The organism is Salinicoccus sp. Bachu38 (genome assembly GCF_038561955.2).
Lineage (GTDB): Bacteria > Bacillota > Bacilli > Staphylococcales > Salinicoccaceae > Salinicoccus > Salinicoccus bachuensis.
In genome coordinates this window covers 1,322,636-1,343,068 of the sequence record NZ_CP138333.2, presented here as the reverse complement: position 1 = coordinate 1,343,068, position 20,433 = coordinate 1,322,636, and the positions used below count along the sequence as shown (strand labels likewise).

Annotated in this window: 26 protein-coding genes and 1 riboswitch; of the genes, 7 read left to right on the top strand and 19 right to left on the bottom strand. The window is 48.1% G+C overall.

The window, feature by feature from the left end:
• Positions 1-15: 15 nt before the first annotated feature.
• From RQP18_RS06730 to RQP18_RS06710, 5 genes are all read right to left on the bottom strand, one after another.
• The gene (locus tag RQP18_RS06730) at positions 16-363 is read right to left on the bottom strand and encodes an Asp23/Gls24 family envelope stress response protein (protein WP_031544961.1); all 348 of its coding nucleotides are present in this window, start codon (positions 361-363) and stop codon (positions 16-18) included.
• A gap of 13 nt (positions 364-376) precedes the next feature.
• Complete coding sequence (accC, locus tag RQP18_RS06725) at positions 377-1,723, bottom strand: acetyl-CoA carboxylase biotin carboxylase subunit (protein WP_342389384.1); 1,347 nt, start codon at positions 1,721-1,723, stop codon at positions 377-379.
• A complete protein-coding gene (gene accB / locus RQP18_RS06720; protein ID WP_342386978.1) occupies positions 1,723-2,157 on the bottom strand; it encodes an acetyl-CoA carboxylase biotin carboxyl carrier protein in 435 nt (144 codons plus the stop codon). The genes accC and accB overlap by 1 nt, the downstream gene beginning before the upstream one ends.
• A gap of 103 nt (positions 2,158-2,260) precedes the next feature.
• Complete coding sequence (gene efp, locus RQP18_RS06715; RefSeq protein ID WP_342386977.1) at positions 2,261-2,818, bottom strand: elongation factor P; 558 nt, start codon at positions 2,816-2,818, stop codon at positions 2,261-2,263.
• 29 nt (positions 2,819-2,847) lie between these two features.
• Positions 2,848-3,903, bottom strand: a complete 1,056-nt coding sequence (locus tag RQP18_RS06710) for a M24 family metallopeptidase (protein ID WP_342386976.1) — start codon at positions 3,901-3,903, stop codon at positions 2,848-2,850.
• 182 nt (positions 3,904-4,085) lie between these two features.
• On the opposite strand from RQP18_RS06710, the gene RQP18_RS06705 reads away from it, so the two are divergent.
• From RQP18_RS06705 to RQP18_RS06695, 3 genes are read left to right on the top strand one after another with little or no spacing between them, the layout of a single operon-like run.
• Positions 4,086-4,652 carry a hypothetical protein gene (locus tag RQP18_RS06705; RefSeq protein WP_342386975.1) on the top strand — a complete coding sequence of 189 codons (567 nt, stop codon included), beginning with the start codon at positions 4,086-4,088 and terminating at the stop codon, positions 4,650-4,652.
• A 20-nt stretch (positions 4,653-4,672) separates the two neighbouring features.
• Positions 4,673-5,575: a DUF1385 domain-containing protein gene (locus tag RQP18_RS06700; RefSeq protein WP_342386974.1), complete on the top strand. Its 903-nt coding sequence runs from the start codon at positions 4,673-4,675 to the stop codon at positions 5,573-5,575.
• A 2-nt stretch (positions 5,576-5,577) separates the two neighbouring features.
• The gene (locus tag RQP18_RS06695; RefSeq protein ID WP_342386973.1) at positions 5,578-5,802 is read left to right on the top strand and encodes an SA1362 family protein; all 225 of its coding nucleotides are present in this window, start codon (positions 5,578-5,580) and stop codon (positions 5,800-5,802) included.
• A gap of 27 nt (positions 5,803-5,829) precedes the next feature.
• On the opposite strand, the gene RQP18_RS06690 is transcribed toward RQP18_RS06695, so the two are convergent.
• Positions 5,830-6,663 (bottom strand): lipoate--protein ligase family protein, encoded by an 834-nt coding sequence (locus RQP18_RS06690; protein WP_342386972.1) that lies wholly within the window; start codon positions 6,661-6,663, stop codon positions 5,830-5,832.
• A gap of 87 nt (positions 6,664-6,750) precedes the next feature.
• Here RQP18_RS06690 and RQP18_RS06685 point away from each other — a divergent pair, with 87 nt between their 5' ends.
• Positions 6,751-7,137, top strand: coding sequence for a rhodanese-like domain-containing protein (locus tag RQP18_RS06685; protein ID WP_342386971.1), 387 nt, complete (start codon positions 6,751-6,753; stop codon positions 7,135-7,137).
• A 49-nt stretch (positions 7,138-7,186) separates the two neighbouring features.
• On the opposite strand, the gene gcvPB is transcribed toward RQP18_RS06685, so the two are convergent.
• From gcvPB to RQP18_RS06635, 10 genes are all read right to left on the bottom strand, one after another.
• Entirely contained in the window at positions 7,187-8,668 is a 1,482-nt protein-coding gene (gene gcvPB, locus RQP18_RS06680; protein WP_342389383.1) for an aminomethyl-transferring glycine dehydrogenase subunit GcvPB, read from the bottom strand.
• Complete coding sequence (gene gcvPA, locus RQP18_RS06675) at positions 8,661-10,004, bottom strand: aminomethyl-transferring glycine dehydrogenase subunit GcvPA (protein ID WP_342386970.1); 1,344 nt, start codon at positions 10,002-10,004, stop codon at positions 8,661-8,663. Before gcvPA ends, gcvPB begins: the two co-directional genes overlap by 8 nt.
• Before the next feature lie 21 nt (positions 10,005-10,025).
• Positions 10,026-11,111 carry a glycine cleavage system aminomethyltransferase GcvT gene (gcvT, locus tag RQP18_RS06670; protein ID WP_342389381.1) on the bottom strand — a complete coding sequence of 362 codons (1,086 nt, stop codon included), beginning with the start codon at positions 11,109-11,111 and terminating at the stop codon, positions 10,026-10,028.
• Between the two features lie 64 nt (positions 11,112-11,175).
• Positions 11,176-11,264: riboswitch (glycine riboswitch) on the bottom strand.
• A gap of 87 nt (positions 11,265-11,351) precedes the next feature.
• Positions 11,352-11,837: a shikimate kinase gene (locus RQP18_RS06665; protein WP_342386969.1), complete on the bottom strand. Its 486-nt coding sequence runs from the start codon at positions 11,835-11,837 to the stop codon at positions 11,352-11,354.
• Between the two features lie 158 nt (positions 11,838-11,995).
• Positions 11,996-12,415: a ComGF family competence protein gene (locus RQP18_RS06660; protein ID WP_342386968.1), complete on the bottom strand. Its 420-nt coding sequence runs from the start codon at positions 12,413-12,415 to the stop codon at positions 11,996-11,998.
• Positions 12,399-12,668 (bottom strand): hypothetical protein, encoded by a 270-nt coding sequence (locus RQP18_RS06655; protein ID WP_342386967.1) that lies wholly within the window; start codon positions 12,666-12,668, stop codon positions 12,399-12,401. The genes RQP18_RS06660 and RQP18_RS06655 overlap by 17 nt, the downstream gene beginning before the upstream one ends.
• Positions 12,658-13,092 carry a prepilin-type N-terminal cleavage/methylation domain-containing protein gene (locus RQP18_RS06650; RefSeq protein ID WP_342386966.1) on the bottom strand — a complete coding sequence of 145 codons (435 nt, stop codon included), beginning with the start codon at positions 13,090-13,092 and terminating at the stop codon, positions 12,658-12,660. The genes RQP18_RS06655 and RQP18_RS06650 overlap by 11 nt, the downstream gene beginning before the upstream one ends.
• Complete coding sequence (gene comGC / locus RQP18_RS06645) at positions 13,067-13,396, bottom strand: competence type IV pilus major pilin ComGC (protein WP_342386965.1); 330 nt, start codon at positions 13,394-13,396, stop codon at positions 13,067-13,069. Before comGC ends, RQP18_RS06650 begins: the two co-directional genes overlap by 26 nt.
• Positions 13,397-13,406: 10 nt before the next feature.
• Positions 13,407-14,459 carry a competence type IV pilus assembly protein ComGB gene (gene comGB / locus RQP18_RS06640; protein WP_342386964.1) on the bottom strand — a complete coding sequence of 351 codons (1,053 nt, stop codon included), beginning with the start codon at positions 14,457-14,459 and terminating at the stop codon, positions 13,407-13,409.
• Positions 14,425-15,420 carry an ATPase, T2SS/T4P/T4SS family gene (locus RQP18_RS06635; protein ID WP_373445986.1) on the bottom strand — a complete coding sequence of 332 codons (996 nt, stop codon included), beginning with the start codon at positions 15,418-15,420 and terminating at the stop codon, positions 14,425-14,427. The genes comGB and RQP18_RS06635 overlap by 35 nt, the downstream gene beginning before the upstream one ends.
• Positions 15,421-15,632: 212 nt before the next feature.
• Between RQP18_RS06635 and RQP18_RS06630 the strand changes: the two genes are divergently transcribed.
• Complete coding sequence (locus tag RQP18_RS06630; RefSeq protein ID WP_031545000.1) at positions 15,633-15,881, top strand: DUF2626 family protein; 249 nt, start codon at positions 15,633-15,635, stop codon at positions 15,879-15,881.
• Positions 15,882-15,935: 54 nt separating this feature from the next.
• On the opposite strand, the gene RQP18_RS06625 is transcribed toward RQP18_RS06630, so the two are convergent.
• Positions 15,936-16,559: an MBL fold metallo-hydrolase gene (locus tag RQP18_RS06625; RefSeq protein ID WP_342386962.1), complete on the bottom strand. Its 624-nt coding sequence runs from the start codon at positions 16,557-16,559 to the stop codon at positions 15,936-15,938.
• Positions 16,560-16,649: 90 nt separating this feature from the next.
• On the opposite strand from RQP18_RS06625, the gene RQP18_RS06620 reads away from it, so the two are divergent.
• Entirely contained in the window at positions 16,650-16,889 is a 240-nt protein-coding gene (locus tag RQP18_RS06620) for a DUF2759 domain-containing protein (protein WP_031545006.1), read from the top strand.
• Positions 16,890-16,939: 50 nt separating this feature from the next.
• Here RQP18_RS06620 and argH read toward each other — a convergent pair whose 3' ends face one another.
• Positions 16,940-18,319 (bottom strand): argininosuccinate lyase, encoded by a 1,380-nt coding sequence (gene argH, locus RQP18_RS06615; protein WP_342386961.1) that lies wholly within the window; start codon positions 18,317-18,319, stop codon positions 16,940-16,942.
• Entirely contained in the window at positions 18,312-19,517 is a 1,206-nt protein-coding gene (locus tag RQP18_RS06610) for an argininosuccinate synthase (RefSeq protein WP_342386960.1), read from the bottom strand. The genes argH and RQP18_RS06610 overlap by 8 nt, the downstream gene beginning before the upstream one ends.
• Positions 19,518-19,683: 166 nt before the next feature.
• Here RQP18_RS06610 and RQP18_RS06605 point away from each other — a divergent pair, with 166 nt between their 5' ends.
• Positions 19,684-20,412, top strand: a complete 729-nt coding sequence (locus RQP18_RS06605; RefSeq protein WP_342386959.1) for an SDR family NAD(P)-dependent oxidoreductase — start codon at positions 19,684-19,686, stop codon at positions 20,410-20,412.
• Positions 20,413-20,433: the final 21 nt, after the last annotated feature.

The following is a 20,433-nucleotide window of genomic DNA, read 5'->3' as shown; positions in this document are numbered from 1 at the left end:
CTATCTAATGTTCTTTTATTTAATATTTACGATGTGTACATTGACTTCTTTGACATCATGATCCGTCATGTTCCGTATCGTCTGGCTGACATTCTTCTGAATGTGTTCGGCGGTCTCATGGACGTTACGATGTGTGGAAAGAGAAACATAGATGGAGATTCTGACTTCATTGTCCTTGGTTTCCACCTTTACGCCGCGGCCCCTGTACTTCTTGCCGATCTTTTCGAAGTTTCCACTGGCAAAGTTGTTCTGCAACGCATGCACACCGTCAGTCTCAGTCACTGCAATACTGGCAATTACCTCGAGTACCTCTGGTGATATTTCTATTTTTCCAAGATTTGTCTTGTCTTCTTGAATTCTCATGTTAACCACCTCGTCAATTCATTATATCATGATTTGACAGGAAATCAGTATTATATTCATTCGACCTGAATGATTGGTGGAGCAGCAGATTCGTATGGAATGGGATGGTCGTATCCACCCCGCCGATCTTGAATTCACCAAGCGCCCGGAGGGCCGTCTGAATGGCTTCTTCCCTTGAATCGGCATGTGTGATGAGTTTGGCGATCATCGAATCATAGTACGGCGGGATGACGTATCCCGAGTAGCAGGCTGAATCGAGCCTGACGCCGAATCCGCCGGGTGTGATGAATTCGCGGATCTTCCCTGCCGACGGCATGAAGTTCTTGTATGGATTTTCGGCATTGATGCGGAGTTCAATGGCATGGCCCCTGAATTCGATTTCGTCCTGTTTGAATGGAATTGGTTCCCTTCTGGCAATCTTTATCTGCATCTTGACGAGGTCTATGCCCGTAATCATTTCTGTGACTGGGTGTTCGACCTGGATGCGTGTGTTCATCTCCATGAAGTAGAATCGGTCTTCATTCAGGTCATAGATGAACTCGATCGTGCCGGCACCGATATAGTCGATGCTTTTTGCGGCAGTCACTGCGGTATCACCCATTTCCATCCTTTTCTGTTCTGAGAGGATCGGACTCGGCGCCTCTTCCACAAGCTTCTGCATGCGGCGCTGGATTGTACAGTCACGCTCGCCCAGATGGACGACATTTCCATGATAGTCGCCGAGCACCTGGATTTCGATGTGGCGGAAGTTCTCTATATACTTTTCGATATAGAGGCTCTTGTTGCCGAAGGCACTCTCCGCCTCCTGCTCGGTCATCTTGTAGTTCTGGATGAGCGAAGCTTCGTCGCGTGCAACACGGATGCCTTTGCCTCCCCCGCCGTAGCTTGCCTTGATGATGACGGGGTATCCGATCTCCTCGGCGATCTGCTTTGCATCTTCAACAGAACCGACTACACCTTCGCTCCCTGGAACGGTCGGGACGCCCGCCTTTTTCATCGTATCCTTGGCGACATCCTTGACCCCCATGAGCGCGATGGTTTCATGCATCGGTCCGATGAATATGATGTTCGAGGCTTCACACATTTCAGCGAAGTCGCTGTTTTCTGCAAGGAAACCGTATCCTGGGTGGATGGCATCGCATCCGGTCTTTTTGGCGATGGTGATGATGCTGATCATGTCGAGGTAGCTGTCCTTGGAGAGCTTGGGTCCGATGCAGTAGGATTCAGTGGCGATTTTCCGGTGAAGGCTGTCCTTGTCTGCTTCAGAATATATACTGACCGAGTCGATGCCCAGTTCCGTACAGGCTCTGATGATGCGGACGGCAATCTCCCCGCGGTTGGCTACTAGTATCTTCTTGATCATCGTACTCTGAACAATGGCTGGTCGTATTCAACCATTTCTCCGTCTTCGACGAGGATTTCGACGATTTCACCGGAAATTTCCGCCTGGATTTCATTGAACAGTTTCATTGCTTCCAGAATACATACGACAGTAGAATTATCCACTTTGTCGCCGACCTTTACGTAGGCTTCGGCTTCCGGAGAGGAAGCTTTGTAGAATGTACCGACCATAGGGGCTTTGATGACCTTGCCCTCTTCCTGTGGAGCGGGTTCCGTGCTCTGTGCCGGCTGCGGTTGTTGCGGCGCGGCGGAGACAGGTGCACCAGTATTCCGCTGTTCATTCATGCTGTCACGTTTCAACTTGATATCCACTTCGCCATCCTTATAGGAGAGCTCCGTCAGGGATGCCTTTTCCATTTTGCTAATCAGTTCATCAATATATTCCAGTTTCATGTCTACTGCTCCTTAACATTCAAAATTTCTGTCTTATATTTTACGCAAGTGGTCATACCAATTCAAGGGAAAAATAAAAGCAGATTGTAATCTGCTTTTATTTTTATGCACGGGAGACATAATTGCCGGTATCCGTACTTATGACCAGCGTATCCCCTTCGTTGACGAACAGTGGCACCTGGAGTACAAGGCCCGTCTCGAGCGTTGCGGATTTCGTGGCACCGCTTGCCGTGTCGCCCTTGATGCCCGGCTCTGTTTCAGAGACCTGCAGTTCCACCGATTTCGGAAGTTCCACACCGAGCGTCTCGCCTTCGTACATGATCAGGGAAACATTCATGTTCTCCTTGAGATATTTCAACTCCTCCTGGATGGCTGAAGCCTGGAGTTCGACCTGGTCGTATGTGTTGTTGTCCATGAATACATGGCTGTCGCCATCGGCATAAAGGTACTGCATCTTCCTGTTGTCGATCTGCGCTCTGCCCACCTTTTCTCCTGCCCGGAATGTCTTCTCCTGGATGGCGCCGGTCCTGAGGTTTCTGAGCTTGCTTCTTACGAATGCAGCCCCTTTGCCCGGTTTGACATGCTGGAATTCGACGACTCTCCAAATGCCGCCATCCACTTCCACTGTAAGACCTGTTTTAAAATCGTTGACTGAAATCATGCTATTCCTCCTAAATTTCCACTTTAAAGTTATATGATGAAAAGCTCTTTACTGCTATGGGAAAGCTTTTCGAGACCATCGTCAGTAATGATGCAGTCATCTTCAATGCGGACGCCGCCAACATCATCGATATAGATGCCCGGCTCGACCGTCACGCACATATCCTTTTCAAGAACCATGTCACTGGACTTGGCCAGTCCCGGCATCTCATGGACCTCGAGACCAAGGCCATGGCCAAGTGAATGGCCGAAGTTTTCACCGTAGCCCTGCTCCGTTATGATGTCACGGGCAATGGCGTCGGCCTCCCTGCCTGTCATGCCGTTCCTGATTTTTTCCAATGCGGCCAATTGTGATGTTAACACAATATCATGCACCTTTTCCATTTCTTCTGTCACAGATCCGACACCGAACGACCTTGTGATGTCGGAAGCATAGCCTTCATAGTACGCACCGAAGTCGAGCGTCACCATTTCCCCGGACTCGATCTTTTTGCCGGAAGCGACACCATGGGGCAAGGCACCCCGCTCTCCACTGGCCACTATGATATCGAAGCTTGAACCTTCTGCACCTAGCTTGCGCATATGATGCTCGAGTTCGTTCCTGACCTCAAGTTCAGTCTGTCCGGGTTTGATGAATTTCAGAATGTGGTCGTATGTTTCATCAGCGATTTCACATGCCCTTTTTATCAACGAAACTTCATCTGAGGTCTTATACATCCGGATCTTTTCGATTTCACTGCTCAGGGGCACGAGATCGAATCTCGCATCCAGCTGTGCATAAGTATTATAATTTACGTGCTGGCCTTCGAAACCGATTGTTTTAAGCCCCTTGTCATCGAGGAATTCAATGATGAAATCAAGCAGGCCCTTATCCTGCAGGACGAATTCGAAATGTTCGGCCTGCCTTGCCGCCTGTGCCTTGTATCTGAAATCCGACAGGAGGAACCTGTGCTCCCTTGTAATGATTACAGCTCCGCTGGAACCGGTGAATCCCGTCAGGTAGCGCCGGTTGTAATCACTCATGACGAGCATGGCGTCCAGATTGTTCTTTTCAATCAAAGCTTCGACCTTATCAAATTTAATCATTTGCATCTACTCCACCTTTCAAAATATATTTTACATTAAATTCATGATGATTTCAGTAAAGCGTTGCTTCCAATATAAATATATGCAAATATTCATCAAGTGGAACAGGCCATTTGCAAATGAATATCATCTTTCATAATAACATGATAATATAATACAATGAGATACAGGAGAATGAGACTATGAAACGTATGATATATATACCTCTGATTGCACTCGTTCTGAGTGCATGCGGGGATCCCTCAATTGAACAGGAGCTCGAGCAGGCCAACGAACGCAATGAGGAGCTGAAGGGCATTCTGCAGACCGAGGAAGTCAACCTTCAGAAGAACACCCAGCGTCTTGAAGCCCTGAAGGAGGACATTTCCAAAATGAAGTCCGTAATCGGCAATCCGGACATCAACAGCTATGTCGACATCGTCACGGAGTATGCAGAGGAGATGGAAAGCGGCCTCTCTGAAATGGACAAGCTGATGGCCGGGAACGGCGACAGTGAAGACCTGGCAGACATGGAATCTGATTTTGAAAAAATTTCATCAGACATGATTGAAGCCATGGAGGCATACGACGACAGTGCCTCCGGTATAGAGCTTGACGAGTACCTCGAGCGGCAGCATAGTGCCATCCAGCTCGCCAATGGGGAGATAAGAGCAGCGCTCGATACGCTCGGAAATGGCATCAAAGCATCCAATCCCGCTCTGTATGAACAGGGACTAGAGCAATTGCGCAGTACACACGAATACTATTGATAGAAAGAAGCGTCGAAAAAATGGATAAACCGAAATTCGGTGGCCAGGCAGTGGTCGAAGGCGTCATGTTCCAGTCACAGAACAAAATGGTGACTGCAATCCGCCGGAGCAATGATGATATAGAGTACTTTGAAATGGAACGCCCTGAGAAGGAATGGGTGAAGAAACTCAAGAAGATACCGGTATTGAGAGGCAATGTGGCAATCGTCGAGTCGAGCATCTATGGAATGAAGCACATGGAGTTTGCGACAGACCGTTATGAAAGGGATCCGGAAGATGATGGGAAGATAGAACAGGAGAAACAGGAGGCCAATACTACAAAGATTGTCCTTTCCACAGTCATTGTGGGGATACTGTCATTTCTTGTTGGAAAATTCCTCTTTACACTGATTCCTGTCTTCATCGCTGAAGTATTTTCTGGAATCGTCACTTCGCATGTCGGTCAGGTATTTTTGGAATCCTTCTTCAAACTGGTCCTGCTGCTTGTCTACATCTACGCGATTTCGATGACACCGATGATCAGGAGGCTGTTCCAGTACCATGGCGCAGAGCATAAGGTGATCAACACTTTTGAAAGCGACAGGGATTTGAATGTCGGCAACGTACAGGCACACTCGCGCCTGCATTACCGATGCGGAAGCTCCTTCATACTCTTCACGGTGCTCGTCGGTTTTGTAGTGTACATGTTCGTGCCCGTCGATCCACTATATGTCAGGGTCCTCAACCGGATTGCACTCATCCCGGTTGTGATCGGTCTGTCATTTGAATTTCTCCAGTTCACGAACCGTGTCAGGAACATCCCTGTCCTTAAGTGGCTGGGAATACCGGGGCTGCTGCTTCAGCTTCTGACAACCAAGCAGCCCGATGACCATCAGGTCGAAGTTGCAATCAAATCTTTCAACAAATTATTAAGGAGCGTATGATAATGAAAAAGTTCCTGCTGTACCTGGTGCTCGCCATTGCGGCACTGGGTCTGGTAACAAACCTCGAATACTTCATGGGCATGATCGTCAACTCCCTCATATTCCTGCTGGTACTTGGTCTGATCATGTATGGCATCTACTATTTCTTCATACTCACGCCGAGCCAGAGAAAATATAAGAAGGCGTTGAGGAAGTCCAAAAGGAAATACAGAAAGACGAACCGATAAAAAAAAACCGCTCAGTGAGCGGTTTTTTTATCTTCTATAGTTCCATTCGTCCGAAGCATACTTCTTCTTGATCTCTTCTAGCCGTGCTTCATCGTCTGATGTAAGTTCATATGGTTCGGTAGTGATGCCAAGCCCTTTTTCAAATCCTTCTTTGAATGCGGGATAGAGGTCGTGTACTGTGAAGTGCCTGCTGCTGATTTCATTGATTGCGACTGCCTTCTCCCTGAATGCCTCCTTCATCTTGTTTTTGAATCTCTCATTCGTATATGTAAACATGTCAAAGAGATGGTCGATGTCGACATCCAGCAGTATCGAACCGTGCTGCATGATGATACCGTTCTGTCTTGTCTGGGCACTGCCGGCAATTTTGCGTCCTTCGACGACGAGTTCATACCAGCTTGGCGTATCGAAGCACACACTACTCCGGATATTCGTCAGCTCCTTCTTTTCCTCCTTCGTACGCGGAATGCTGAAGTAGGCATCCAATCCCAGATTTCTGAACCCCTCGAGCAGGCCATGGGATAGTATGCGATAGCTTTCAGTAACAGATTCGGGCATGTCCGGGTAATCTTCGGGAAGTACGACACTGTATGTCAACTCCTTGTCATGGAGTACCCCCCGCCCTCCTGTGGCTCGGCGCACGAGTTCATAGCCGTATTCCTTTACACGTGCCACATCGATTTCCTTCCTCATCTTCTGAAAGTAGCCGATGGACAAGGTCGGGGTCTCCCATTCATATAGACGGATGGCGGCCGGAAGTTCTTTTGCACGGACCTTTTCCATGAGCAGCTCATCCAGGGCCATGTTATGGACGGCATCATTTTTTCCACTTGCGATATAGTACCAAATGTTGCTTGTCATATAGATCTCTCCCATCTTTTTCTCTTTCAAATTATATCAAACATCTCTATAATAAACTTATGTGAAATTTTTAAGGAGAGATGTAAATTGGATACTTGGTTGATCATCCTGTTGGTTGCGGTCGTCGTCATACTGATTCTGGTGCTGAATGGCTACAGGAACATGAAGAGTGTCAAGGCACTGCCGGAAGAGGAATTCAAGAAGGACTTGAGACGCGTCCAGCTGATAGACCTGAGAGAGAAAGAAAAATACGAATACGGCCATATCATGGGTGCCAGGAACATACCGATGATGAATTTCTCAATGAAGATGAATTCGCTTCGGAAAGACAAGCCGATCTACCTTTATGACCAGAATGGCCGTCTATCCATAAGAGCCGGCAGAATGCTGAAAAAAGCGGGTTATACGGAAGTCTACATGCTGAAGAACGGCATCAGCAAATGGACTGGAAAAATCAAATCGAAAAACAGATAGTTCATTATAAAAAAGGCATCGCGCTCGTAGGAGCGCGATGCCTTTCGTTTTACTTCTCTTCTACGATGTCTTCACGCTGGAATCTCAAAACAGGCTTTCTTGCTGCCTGTGTTTCGTCCAGGCGACCGATGACAGTCGTGTGAGGGGCTTCCAGGACGATATCCGGGTTTTCTTCCGCCTCTTTCGAGATGCCGAGCAGTGTATCGACGAAGCCGTCCAGTGTTTCTTTGGATTCAGTTTCTGTCGGTTCAATCATCATGCACTCTTCAACATTGAGCGGGAAGTAGATCGTTGGTGGATGGTATCCGAAGTCGAGCAGGCGTTTCGCCATATCAAGCGTACGCACACCCATCTTCTTCTGCCTGGAACCGCTGATGACGAATTCATGTTTGCAATGCTGTTTATAAGGCAGTTCGAACGTACCTTCGAGCCTTCTCATCATGTAGTTGGCATTGAGTACGGCAATCTCCGAAACTTCCTTGAGGCCGTCCGGTCCCATCGTACGGATGTACGTATAGGCACGCAGATAGATTCCGAAGTTCCCGAAGAACGGTTTCACACGTCCGATGCTCTTCGGTACATCATGTTCTACTTTGAAGGAACCATCATCATTTTTGACGATGATCGGTTTCGGCAGATATTTCGCAAGCTCCGACTTGACTCCGATCGGTCCGGAGCCGGGGCCGCCACCACCATGAGGGCCGGTGAATGTCTTGTGGAGGTTGAGGTGTACGGCATCAAAGCCCATGTCCCCCGGTCTTACTTTTGCCATGATCGCATTCAGGTTGGCCCCATCATAGTAGAGCTTTCCGCCTGCTTCATGGACGATGTCACGGATTTCAAGGATGTCCTCCTCGAAAAGTCCGAGCGTGTTCGGGTTGGTCAGCATGATTGCCGCTGTGTCATCTCCTACAAGACTTTTAAGGTGATCGATGTCCACAAGGCCTTTGTCATTGGACTTCACAGTCACAGCTTCAAATCCTGCGACGACTGCACTTGCGGGGTTCGTACCATGTGCTGAATCCGGAACGATGACTTTCGTACGTTTGAAATCCCCATTGTCTTCGTGGAACGCCTTGATCATCATCAGAGCAGTCCACTCACCCTGTGCACCTGCTGCAGGCTGTAAAGTGATTTCGTCCATGCCGGTGATCTCCTTGAGATGCTCCTGCATATCGTAGGTGATTTCAAGGGACCCCTGGATCGTCTTGTCGCTCTGCAATGGATGGCTGAGCGCGAATCCTGGCATTCTCGCCACTTTTTCATTGATCTTCGGATTGTACTTCATCGTACATGAACCGAGCGGGTAGAATCCGGAGTCCACCCCGTGGTTCTTGTTGGACAGTTCAGTATAGTGGCGCATCAGATCAAGCTCACTGATTTCCGGCAGTTCCGCTTTCGTCTTGCGGATAAACTTACTGTCTATGATTTCGCTGATGTCCTGCCTCTCCACTTCCAGGTCAGGAAGAGAATAGGCAAAACGGTCTTCTGTGCTTCTTTCAAAAATCAAAGGACTGGATCCTTTAAGCATTGTATTCACCCAACCTTTCGACAAATCCATCTATTTCTTCTTTGGTACGCAATTCTGTCACTGCAATGAGCATGTGGTTGGCAAGCCCGGAATCCACTTTGCCAAGGTTGTATCCGCCGATATAGCCGTGCTCGAGCAATTCGTCATTGATTTCGTCGATATCCTTGGACAGTTTGACTGCAAACTCGTTGAAGGACTGGCCTTCCAGTACGGTGAACCCTGCAGACTGCAGCTGATTCTTCATGTAGTATGTCTTCTGGATGTTCTGCTCGGCCATCTCCACTGCACCATTCTTGCCGAGGGCACTCATCGCAACTGAAGATCCGAGGGCATTGAGCGCCTGGTTGGAACAGATGTTGCTTGTCGCCTTGTCCCTTCTGATATGCTGCTCACGGGCCTGGAGCGTAAGCACGAAACCGCGGTTTCCTTCATCGTCCTGTGTCTGGCCGATCAGTCTGCCCGGCATTTTTCTCATGAGTTTCTTGGTTGCCGCAAAATATCCACAGTGCGGGCCGCCGAACTGTGTCGGAATACCGAACACCTGTGTATCTCCGGTAACGATATCCGCCCCGAATTCACCCGGAGGTGTCAGCAGGCTCAGTGCGAGCGGGTTGCTGTTTACGACGAAAAGGCCTTTGTGCTTATGGGCAATCTTCTCCATCTCCTCAAGATCTTCGATGGATCCGAAGAAGTTGGGATATTGAACCATGACTGCTGCTGTGTCTTCATCGGAAGCCGCATCCAGTTTTTCAAGGTCCGTATAGGTGCCATCGAGTTCAACTTCCACCACTTCAATGTTCTGGGCCTTGCAATAGGATTTGAGTACTTCAATCGCCTGATAATGGACGCCTTTTGAAACGACGACCTTCTTCTTGCGTGTCTGGCCAGATGCCATTGTCGCCGCTTCCGCGAAGGCAGTCGGCCCATCATACATGGAGGAGTTTGCAACATCCATGGCAGTAAGTTCTGAAATCAGCGTCTGGAATTCAAAGATTGCCTGCAGCTCCCCTTGGGAGATTTCCGGCTGGTACGGTGTATAAGCTGTATAGAATTCGGAACGGGAGATGACATGGTCCACTACCGTAGGGATGTAATGGTCATACACTCCTGCACCCAGGAAGGAGACGTGCGTTTCCGATGTGATGTTCTTGTTGGAGATATTCGCAAGCTCACGCAGCAGCGATGTTTCACTCTTTCTTTCTTTAAGGTTGAGCTCCCCTTTGAACCTTACACTCTCAGGGATATCCTCGAACAGTTCAGAAATGCTTTCGATACCAATCGTATCGAGCATCTCCTTCTTATCTTTTTCAGTTAGTGGTAAATAACGATGACTCAATTCATACACTCCCTTATACTCTTAATTTTTATGGAATGGTGTTTTGACAAACTTGGCTTCTACATCCTTGTTTCTGACTTTGACATTGAATGTCTTGTCCATTTCATGGAAGTCGCGGTCTACGAGAGCAAGGCCGATCGAGCGCTTTGTTAGCGGAGACTGCGTACCGCTGGTTACGTAGCCGACCTTGTGGCCTTCACTGTCCGTCACTTCGTAGTCCGTTCTTGCGATTCCTCTTTCCAGCAGTTCAAAGCCTGCAAGCTTTCTCGGTGCGCCATTCTCTTTCTGTTCCTTTAGGACTTCTTTGCCGACGAAGTCGTCCTTGTCCGTTTTGACAGCGAAGCCCATATTCGCTTCGACTGGTGTAATCTCCTCGGTCAGGTCCTGGCCGTGGAGCGGCAGTCCGGCCTCGAGTCTCAATGTATCACGGGAACCGAGGCCGCATGGTGCAGCACCTTCATCGATGAACAGCTTCCACAGTTTTTCGGTATCCTCGGCGGCGCAGTAGATTTCAAATCCATCTTCACCGGTATATCCGCTCTGGGAGAGGATGACGGTGCATCCATCAATTTCGACATCTTTTTTGAAACGGAACATCTTCATTTCGCTGATGTCTTCATCCACGTGCTTCTGGACAGCTTCCCTTGCCTTTGGACCCTGGATCGCAATCTGGCCATATTCCTTGGAAACATTGGTAACAGTTGCATCATATCCCGAGATGGACTTGAGCCATTCGAAATCCTTGTCCGTATTGCCGGCATTCACCACGAGGAGATATTTGTTCTCTTCGAGTCTGTAGATGACAAGGTCGTCGATGACGCCGCCCTGCTCGTTGCACAGCATCGTGTACTGTGCTTTCGTATCGGTGAGTTTCGTTACATTGTTGGTCAGCGCATAGTTCACAAATGCTTCCGCTTCGCTGCCTTCGACGAGTATTTCACCCATATGGCTGACTTCAAACATGCCCATCGTTTCCCGTACAGCAGTATGCTCTTCTTTGATACTGCTGAATTGTACTGGCAGTGCCCAGCCTGAGAAATCGATGACTTTCACTCCTGATTCCTGGTAATAATCATACAATGGTGTTTTCTTAAGTTCAGACATGATTTTCCTCCTTTAATAAAAAACAGGGCAGCTGAACCAGCTGCCCTGTTGATTTCCTTCAGGAATGCGTCCCAATGCTGTTCTTTTGCCTGAGAGATTCGCCTGCTAGGCTTGCTCCTTCGGCGACGATTACTCGTTCTCTCGAGCATTGTTCATTCGCAAAATTTTCAATTATTAATCCGAATTCATTATAACCTCTACATTGAAAAAATAGCAAGCGGTTTTAGAAACAAAACGTAAGCCCTAACACCACTTTATTTTAAGAATTCCGGAAATCACTTCTTCGACCGGGAGCGAGGCGTCGATTTCATGGTCTGCCACCTGTCGATATAGGACAAGACGTCTGTCATAAAGTGCCCTGACCTGATCCTTCCTTTTTACGAGGGGCCTGTTTTCATCTCCTTCGATCCTGTTGTAGAGCGTCTCGAAATCTGCATGCAGATAGATCACCGGCTGCTCGGTAATTTTCAGGAAATCGTATGAACGGTCATATGTAACGACACCACCGCCTGTCGCGACGATGCCCTTGATTGAGCTGGTGCGTGCCAATGCCTCAAACTCCTTCTGTCTGAATCCCGCCTCCCCCTCTTCTTCAAAGATCCGGGGAATCTCTTTGCCGGCAAGCTTCACCACTTCCTCATCCAGGTCGATGGCTTGCATGTTCATCCTTTCGCCCAGACCGCTTGCGATTGTTGTTTTTCCGCTTCCCATGAAGCCTATGAGTATCATTTCATCTCTCCTAATCCATCAGACCCTGGATACGCATCTGATATATTTCAATGAAGTTCGACTGTATTTCCAGTATCATGAACATCTTATTATGATAATGGTAATATAAGGCCACCAGATATAGCAATATGAAGTATACGGAAAAGCTGAAGAAAGCATCATTTCGGGAAATAAAGTTTTTCAACACCCTCCCCCTCCCCTGTAGTCACCGACAGCTGTATATGGGAGGTGGTCTCCTGCAGACTGAACTGTTCCACTTCGAACATGACGGTTACAAAGCCGCTCTGTTCGACGCTTTTCACTATACGGCTGCCGTATTTACGATAGCTGATCTCTCCTTTCTCGGTTTTGAAGCTGATGACTCCATTCGTCCGGTCAACATGGACGCTGCTACTTTTTTCGTGAACCTCGGTAATTTCAAAAATGAAGAAATCCATTTCAAAATCGATTTTCGGCGACTGCGTCATATCAAACTGCATCAGGATCGACGGCATGAGCGACATTACAAAAGCGGCGATGGACAGGCTGATCAGTGCTTCGATATAAGTGAATCCCGTCGTCTCACTCAAAATATGCACACCGCTCTTCCTCTTTCCCATCACATATCCGGCTGCCATGGACGATATAGGCGGAGGTGTTTCTCCTGAATGATTCAAAATCTTCATACGCAAGCATTTCAAGGTACAGCCGCCGGTTGAATTCAAGTGTACTTTCGGACTCGGCCATCGTCTGTTCGAGCATCGTTACCGCCGGCAGCAGTATGCTTATGATGATGCTGAAGACCAGCATCGTCAGTACACTGTCGACCAGCATGAAGCCTTTATCTTTCAATTCTGAACCTCCCCCTCTGTATTTGGAAAATAAAGCTTGCGGACTGTCCAAGGCAATCGAATGAGACGGTGCCGAACTTGTCCGTATCCCCATTCAACTTGAAAATGATTCTTTCCAGCCCTCCTGGCTTCAGTATGCAGACGTTGAGGGGATAGGTTCTGATGATTTCTCCATTTCTGTTACGGAGCAGAAGGCGCTGATTTGGACGGTCCATTTCGACGATGTGCTGGGATGCGGTGCTCATGGCACTCGTCTGGGCACTCTGAAAAAAGTAGCCGATGGTTTCAATCTCCTGATCGATGCCTTTCTTCTCATCCGATGGCATACTGGCCACGCTGAGCAGCAGCAGGACGCTGATGATGCAGAGCGTGAGCATCATTTCCAGCATGGTGAAGCCATCATTCAGTGCGTATCGCCTGCCCATTGGTCAAGACGATCGCATCCCCATTTGCACATGTGATCTGTTCCGACGTCAAATATTCGGGAACAAGGCTGTCTATGGCTGCCGGAGGTCCTCCCTCATTCAGCGTATACGCTTCAACCTGGCTCTGCACCATGCGCACCTGTGCCTCGCAGCCGGTGTCCTGTACATTGGCGCTCTGCGCCGCTATGTTCGGTATGATCAGGATGATCAGCACCGATATGACGAGCAGGACAAGCAGCATTTCTATCAGTGTAAAGCCAGCGTCATTGTTCTTCTGAAACTTTTTTGCAATTAGATTTCTCATTTGTTTCCTCCTAGTTTATGGATGACATCATTTGGAAAATCGGAAGTACGATGATCAGATACAGGCAGATGATCAGGATGCCCAAAATGAGGAAGATGACAGGCTGAACCTTTCTTGTTATGTTCTCGATTCGCATGATCAGGCGTTCCAGGGTGTACTCGCTGAACATGATGAGCTCGTTGCCGACGCTGCTGTTCTGTTCCCCATGATTGACGAACACGGAAAGTTTGGCCTCCAACAGGCCGATGTGAGCCAGTGCCTGGGACAGTGAATCACCCGTCATCAGTTTCATTTCGATGCTTTTGGAGATGTGGCGCAGATAGGGATTTATTTCCTGGTGTATGAAGAGATCCAGAATTTCCTTCACTTCCAGGCCATTGTTGAGAAAATAGCCGAATTCACGTGAAAACCGGTATGTCTGGTAGCCGGTGAAGAAGAATCCGATGAAAGGGATTCGGGACAGCATCATGGATTTCAGGTCGATATTCTTCATATTCAACAGATACAGTATGATGCCTGCGGCAAGCATACCAATCATCAGGAAGGCGAAGATCGCAAGGGGAAGGGTCTCCAGAGCCATGATCAGTATTTTTACAATACCTTCGGAACTTGTGCCCATGGCGGAGTAGAGGCTTTTGAACTGTGGTATCACAGTGAAATTCAGCGTGATGAGTATAGTGATGAAAATGGCGACGAGCAGCAGCGGATACTGCAGGGATTTGACCAGTTTTGCAGAAGTCTGCCTTACATTGGTCAGATAGGCTGCAGAATCCCTGAGGTTCGCCAGCACTTCCCCATGGATTTCTGCGAATGAGACCTGTATGACTATGGAACTCCTATATCCCATCGCCTTCAATATGCTGCTCAGGCTGCTGCCGTCCCTGGCCATTGCCAGATACTGCTGCCGGTCCTGCTCCTTCAGTACGTCATATTGCTCCAGCAGGAAGACAAGTGCCTGCTGAAGGGTGAAACCGACTTCGAGCAGATCTGCCACCTTCATCAGAAAATGGGCATCATATTTGCCCAGCCTATTTGAATTTTTCCATGTATGAAAGATATTCATCCTCATTGAGCCTCCCTGTCTGGTAAAGGTCACGCATCTTGTCCACAAGAGTCCGATACTCGGTTGTACCGCCCTTCAGCAAAGTTTCAATCTGACTGTTGTCGAGCGACTCGTAGATAATGAAGCTCCCCTCCCGGGTGTAGATGATGCGCTGGTTTACAATCAGGGAGATGCTCTGGAGGATCTCTTCATCGTAGAGTCCATAGTCTTTCAGGCGACTCAGTGTACTGGCTGCCGATTTGCTGTGGAACGTGCTCAGCACCAGGTGTCCCGACAGACTGGCTTTCAGGAGCTGGGAGGCGATGTTGGCATCCCTGATCTCCCCGAACATGATGATGTCCGGATCGCACCTGAGCACCCCTTTCAGCAGAGGCGCATAATCGATGTTCGCCTTTTCATTGATCTCGACCTGTACCAGCCCGTCCAATTGATATTCAATCGGATCCTCGATGCTGATGACCTGTTGCCTGCCGTGTGAAACCACCTCCTGGATCAGACGGTACATGAGCGTGGATTTTCCTGAGCCCGTGGGGCCGGTGAAAAGTATCAGCCCTTGTTGACGGGCCATGTAGGGCAGGAAAAATTCGTAGTCCCCGCCCGTGTTGAAAAGTGTGGACGAAGGACGGTCTTCCATGGCGTTGAGCACACGGATGACGACGACTTCATTCATCAGGGAGATCGGCAATGTACTGACCCTGACGTTCAGCAATTCATCTTCAATCATGACCGCGGTTCTGCCGCTCTGCGGCACCTTGTGCTCGTTGATGTCAAGCTCGGCTATGAACTTCAGATAGTTTACGAACTTCCTGTATACCTCGATCGTGACCTCTCTGAGAGGATGCATCTCCCCCGCTTTCCTGAGCCTTACAAGCCCCTTCGAGCTTTCGAGTGTCAGATGGATGTCCGTTGCGTTCTGATGCATTGCATCTTTCATGATTTCTTCTATCAGCTGTTTCATCATTCACCTCCTACCCTATATATGGAGTAAAAGGACCGATTTGATTTTTTCTGAAATAAATGAAGGATTTTTGCATTATGGCGTTTATTTTGCTGTATAATAGGGATTAATGGAAATGGATTACATTACATTTATCCCAATAAGTATTTACTTTGATATGTAATTTATTTATAATTGACTATGATATGTTAAGTAACGATGAAAGGACTGTTCCTATGGATAAGTTATTCAAGACACTGGGATTCTGGACTGCAATGTTTGCAATCCTGTTCTATGTCGGTGATATGATGATGATGACGCTGTTCTTCATCGCCCAGACCGGATTCTTCATTTTACTCGGCTATATGAAGCTCACTGAAAGAATGTATATGTATGTATTTGCTGCATACCTGGTCTTTTTCTTTGTAGGATTTACATACTTTACAACATTCCTGCTCGAGCCGAGTTTCGGTAACCAGCACTAAAATAACCAGGCAGATATTAATCTGCCTGGTTATTTATTTTAACCTTGCCTTTCTTCATGTCCTGACGAAAGGGTTTCCCATCTTCTCGTCACCTATCGTCGTTTCCGGTCCATGACCGGGATACACAGTCAGGTCCTCATCAAGTGTGTAGAGCTTCTCCCTTATGCTGCTCAGGAGTGTCAGATGATCTGCCTGGTAAAGGTCCGTCCGGCCTATGCCTCCATTGAAGAGGACATCTCCCGAGACGATGAAATCTTCAAAAAGGTAGCTCATGCTGCCCGGCGAATGGCCCGGGGTATGGAGTACATGGAAGCTGAATCCGCCAATCTGGCGTTCCCCTTCCTCCATGGTTTTTGGCACTATGGAAGACTCGATGACCTCAAGCCCCATGTCCCTGTACTTGCCTGAACCGTTTTTTGAAGCGTCGGCGAGCCAGTCACGCTCTTCCCCGCCGATCCATGTCTCTGCTCCGAAATGGGACGCGACTGCATCAAGTGCACCGATATGATCGAAATGTGCATGCGTCAGCAGTATGCCCTTCACCGTCCTATCCTCTTCTATTGCGCCGATGATCGTCTCTGCGTCTCCCGAAGGGTCGATGATCAGCGCCTCATCATCATTTTCAAGAATGTAGCAGTTCGTTTCCAATGGTCCCAATGGTAATACTTTTATCTTCATGATGTTCCCTCCTTAAAATCCACTCGACAAAGCTACGTTTTAATTATACAATATATATGAGAATAAAGAGAACATTGGAGGTTGAGCAGAATGCCATTCATCGATACTGGTGAACTATTTGAAATTGGCGGTATTACCATCCATATCGGAATCAATGCCTTTTCGATTCTTATGCTGATGATTGCCATCGTCGGCGTATGGGGGCTTGTGGCTGCAATCAAGAACAGGAACCTGTTGGCAGTTCTTTTCAGTTTTGCAACAGTAGCTACATTTGGATTCTTTGCAATTGCAACTATCTTTACATACGGTTATCCGGATCTGAGCCACTAGATCCCGCCGCATGTACTAAAAAAGGCAAACCCTTCGGGGTTTGCCTTTTTTTATATGGTCAATGTCGATTCAGCTGCCGAAAGCTGCTTTTCGACCGCTTCGGTGCCTGTGCCACCGAGGCTCTTCCTTCTGTCTACGACCACTTTTGGTGACAGCACTGTATAGATGTCCTCTTCGATGGAAGGATGATGGCCCTGGAATTCCTTGAGGGAAAGATCCTTCAAGTATTTGCTGTCATTGATGCACTTCAGTACCAGTTCACCGACCACTTCATGCGCTTTTCTGAACGGCACACCCTTCTGCACCAGATAGTCGGCCAGTTCCGTTGCATTGGAGAAATCTTTTTCGACGGTCTGATCGAGCACATCTTCGTTTATTGTCATGGTCTCGAGCATTCCTGTCATGATGCGGAGTGACCCGGTGACCGTCGTCACTGCGTCAAAAACCCCCTCCTTGTCTTCCTGGAGGTCCTTGTTGTAAGTGAGCGGCAGTCCTTTGACGAGCATCAGCATGCTTGTCAGCGCCCCCGTCGTACGCGCACTTTTGCCGCGGATCAGTTCAGCCATATCGGGATTCTTCTTCTGCGGCATCATCGAGCTGCCGGTCGTAAACTGGTCGGACAGCTGCACAAAGTTCGCTTCCTCACTCATCCAGAAGATGATTTCTTCCGACAATCTGGAAAGGTGGACCATGACGAGACTGATATTGGAAAGCGTCTCGATGATATAGTCGCGATCGCTTACGGCGTCCATGCTGTTCTGATAGAGGTCCGAAAATCCAAGAAGCTCCTGTGTATGTTCGCGGTCGATATCGAATGTCGTCCCGCTGATTGCACCAGCGCCGAGCGGTGAAAGATCGATGCGCGCCAGTGAATCGTTGAAACGGTCCTTATCTCTTTTGAGCATCCAGAAGTAGGCCATGATGTGATGGGAGAAAAGCACAGGCTGCGCACGCTGCAAATGTGTATAGCCCGGCATGACAACATGGATGTTCTCCTTGGCAAGATTGAGTATCGTATACTGGAGCGTCTCAATGCTCTCTATGATCTCATATGCCTTCTCTTTGATATACAGATGCATGTCTGTGGCAATCTGGTCGTTTCTGCTGCGTGCAGTATGCAGTTTGCCGCCCACTTCTCCAATTTTGGAGATCAAGGCATGTTCGACGTTCATATGAATATCTTCATGCTGGACGGAAAGTTCGAGGCGTCCTGCATCATAATCATCCAGCACCGATTTCAGGCCTTCTATGATCTGATCCCTTTCCTCCGCTGTGATGATATCCTTTGCTGCGAGCATCGTCGCATGCGCTATGCTGCCGGTGATATCCTTCTCAATCAGCACCTTATCAAAATGGATGGATGCATTGAATGCATCCACCCATTCCAGGGCCTCACCTTGAAATCTGCCGCCCCAGGCTTTCTTAGTCATAAAGCTTCACGCCGCTTTCAAGCATGGATTTCACTTTCGTAGGAAGTCCGAAGATTTCTATGAATCCGACGGAGGCATCCTGGTTGAAGGCATCTTCATTCGTGTAGGTCGCCAGTTTTTCATTGTAGAGGCTGTTGTCGGAACGTCTGCCGGTAACAGTAACGTTGCCTTTATATAGCTCGACGCGGACTTCACCATTGACGGGCTGTTGCATATCCTTGAGCATATTCCTCAATGAGTCGGATAGTGGGGAGAACCACAGTCCATTGTATACCTGTTCAGCGAACTTCTGCTCGATGACCGGTTTGAAGTGCGCGATATCCTTAGTGAGCGTAATCGTCTCCAGGTCATGTTTCGCCGTAAGGATGACTTTGGCCCCAGGTGTTTCATAGACTTCACGGGATTTGATGCCGACGAGCCTGTTTTCCACATGGTCGATCCTTCCGACACCGTGTGCGCCTGCAATTTCGTTGAGCTTGATGATGAGGTCATCCAGATCATATGAGGCACCATTAATTGCAGTTGGGAGCCCCTCTTTGAAAGTAAGCACAAGCTCTTCCGCTTCGTCCGGTGCATCAGTGATGTTGCTGGTGAGGTCATAAGCATCTTCTGGCGGCTTGTTCCAAGGATCTTCCAGCACGCCGCACTCATTGCTTCTGCCCCAGAGATTCTGGTCAATGGAATAAGGAGAATCGAGATTGATTGGAATTGGAATATTCTTCTCTTTTGCATAATCAATCTCCTCTTCCCTGCTCCATGTCCACTCTCGTACCGGTGCAAGCACCTTGAGAGTCGGATCCAGTCCCTGTATTGCCACTTCGAAGCGCACCTGGTCGTTCCCCTTGCCTGTACATCCATGGGCAACGTAGTCTGCATTCGACTCCTGTGCAATCTCGACAAGCTTCTTCGAAATGAGCGGACGGCTGAGTGCAGAAACCAGTGGATACTTCCCTTCATACATTGAGTTTCCATATATTGCATATGCTACGAATTCATCAGCGAATTCCTTCGTTGTATCGATGACGTGGGATTCCACCGCCCCCATATCCAAAGCCTTCTGATAGACGACATCAAGGTCTTTCCCTTCCCCGACATCCAGGCAGACTGCCACAACATCGTATCCTTTATCAATGAACCATTGTATTGTTACACTTGTATCCAAACCGCCTGAATAGGCCAATACCACTTTTTCCTTCATTTCGGTCACCTCTATAATATTTTATATTGATTAATGTAATGATTAGAATGATAGCATTATAAAGATTCTAAATCAAGCATATTTATTCATTTTTATGCATGTTTTATATTTTACAAAGTTTTTTCCTTTATTTATACTTGTTTTAGTACAGAAGGAGAGATGATCAATGAGATATGTATTCATCACAGGCACAAGCCGAGGACTCGGGCACGCACTGCTCGATATATTTAGTGAGGACCGAATCATCAGCATTTCCCGTTCGAAAGTCGAAACGGACATTGAACTGTATAGGGAATTCCATGTGGACTTCCTGGATGAGAAGGCATTGGAAGAAAAAATTCCTGAAATCTTCAATTCCATACACCCTGAAAAAGGGGATGAAATCTATCTGATCAACAATGCAGGTGCTGTAAACCCCGTCAAGTCGATTTCCAATATGGATGCTCAGGGCTATCTGGACAATTACAAGATAAATGTCCTTGCCCCTGCCCTGCTCATGAAGGGGTATGTAAATGCATTCAGTGACCTGCAGGCAGCAAAGCGCATACTTACGGTTTCCAGCGGAGCGGCACTGAATCCGATGGAAGGATGGTCTGCATACTGCAGCTCAAAAGCTGCAGTCAATATGGTGAGTGATGTATTGCGGCAGGAGATGGACCGTCTGGACTACCCGATTTTCACAGCAACCTACCGGCCAGGTGTCATAGATACGGATATGCAGGGGGAAATCCGTTCCGCCGATCCAGATGACTTCCCCGATCTGGAAAAATTCAGGAAATACAAGGAATCGAACCGTCTCTATCCACCAAAAGTGGTGGCATATGTTGCACAGCGCATCATCACCTCAGACAACTTCGGCTTTTCCGAAAGCTACAGCATCAGCGATTTCCTATAGAAGAAGGGAGCACATATGTGC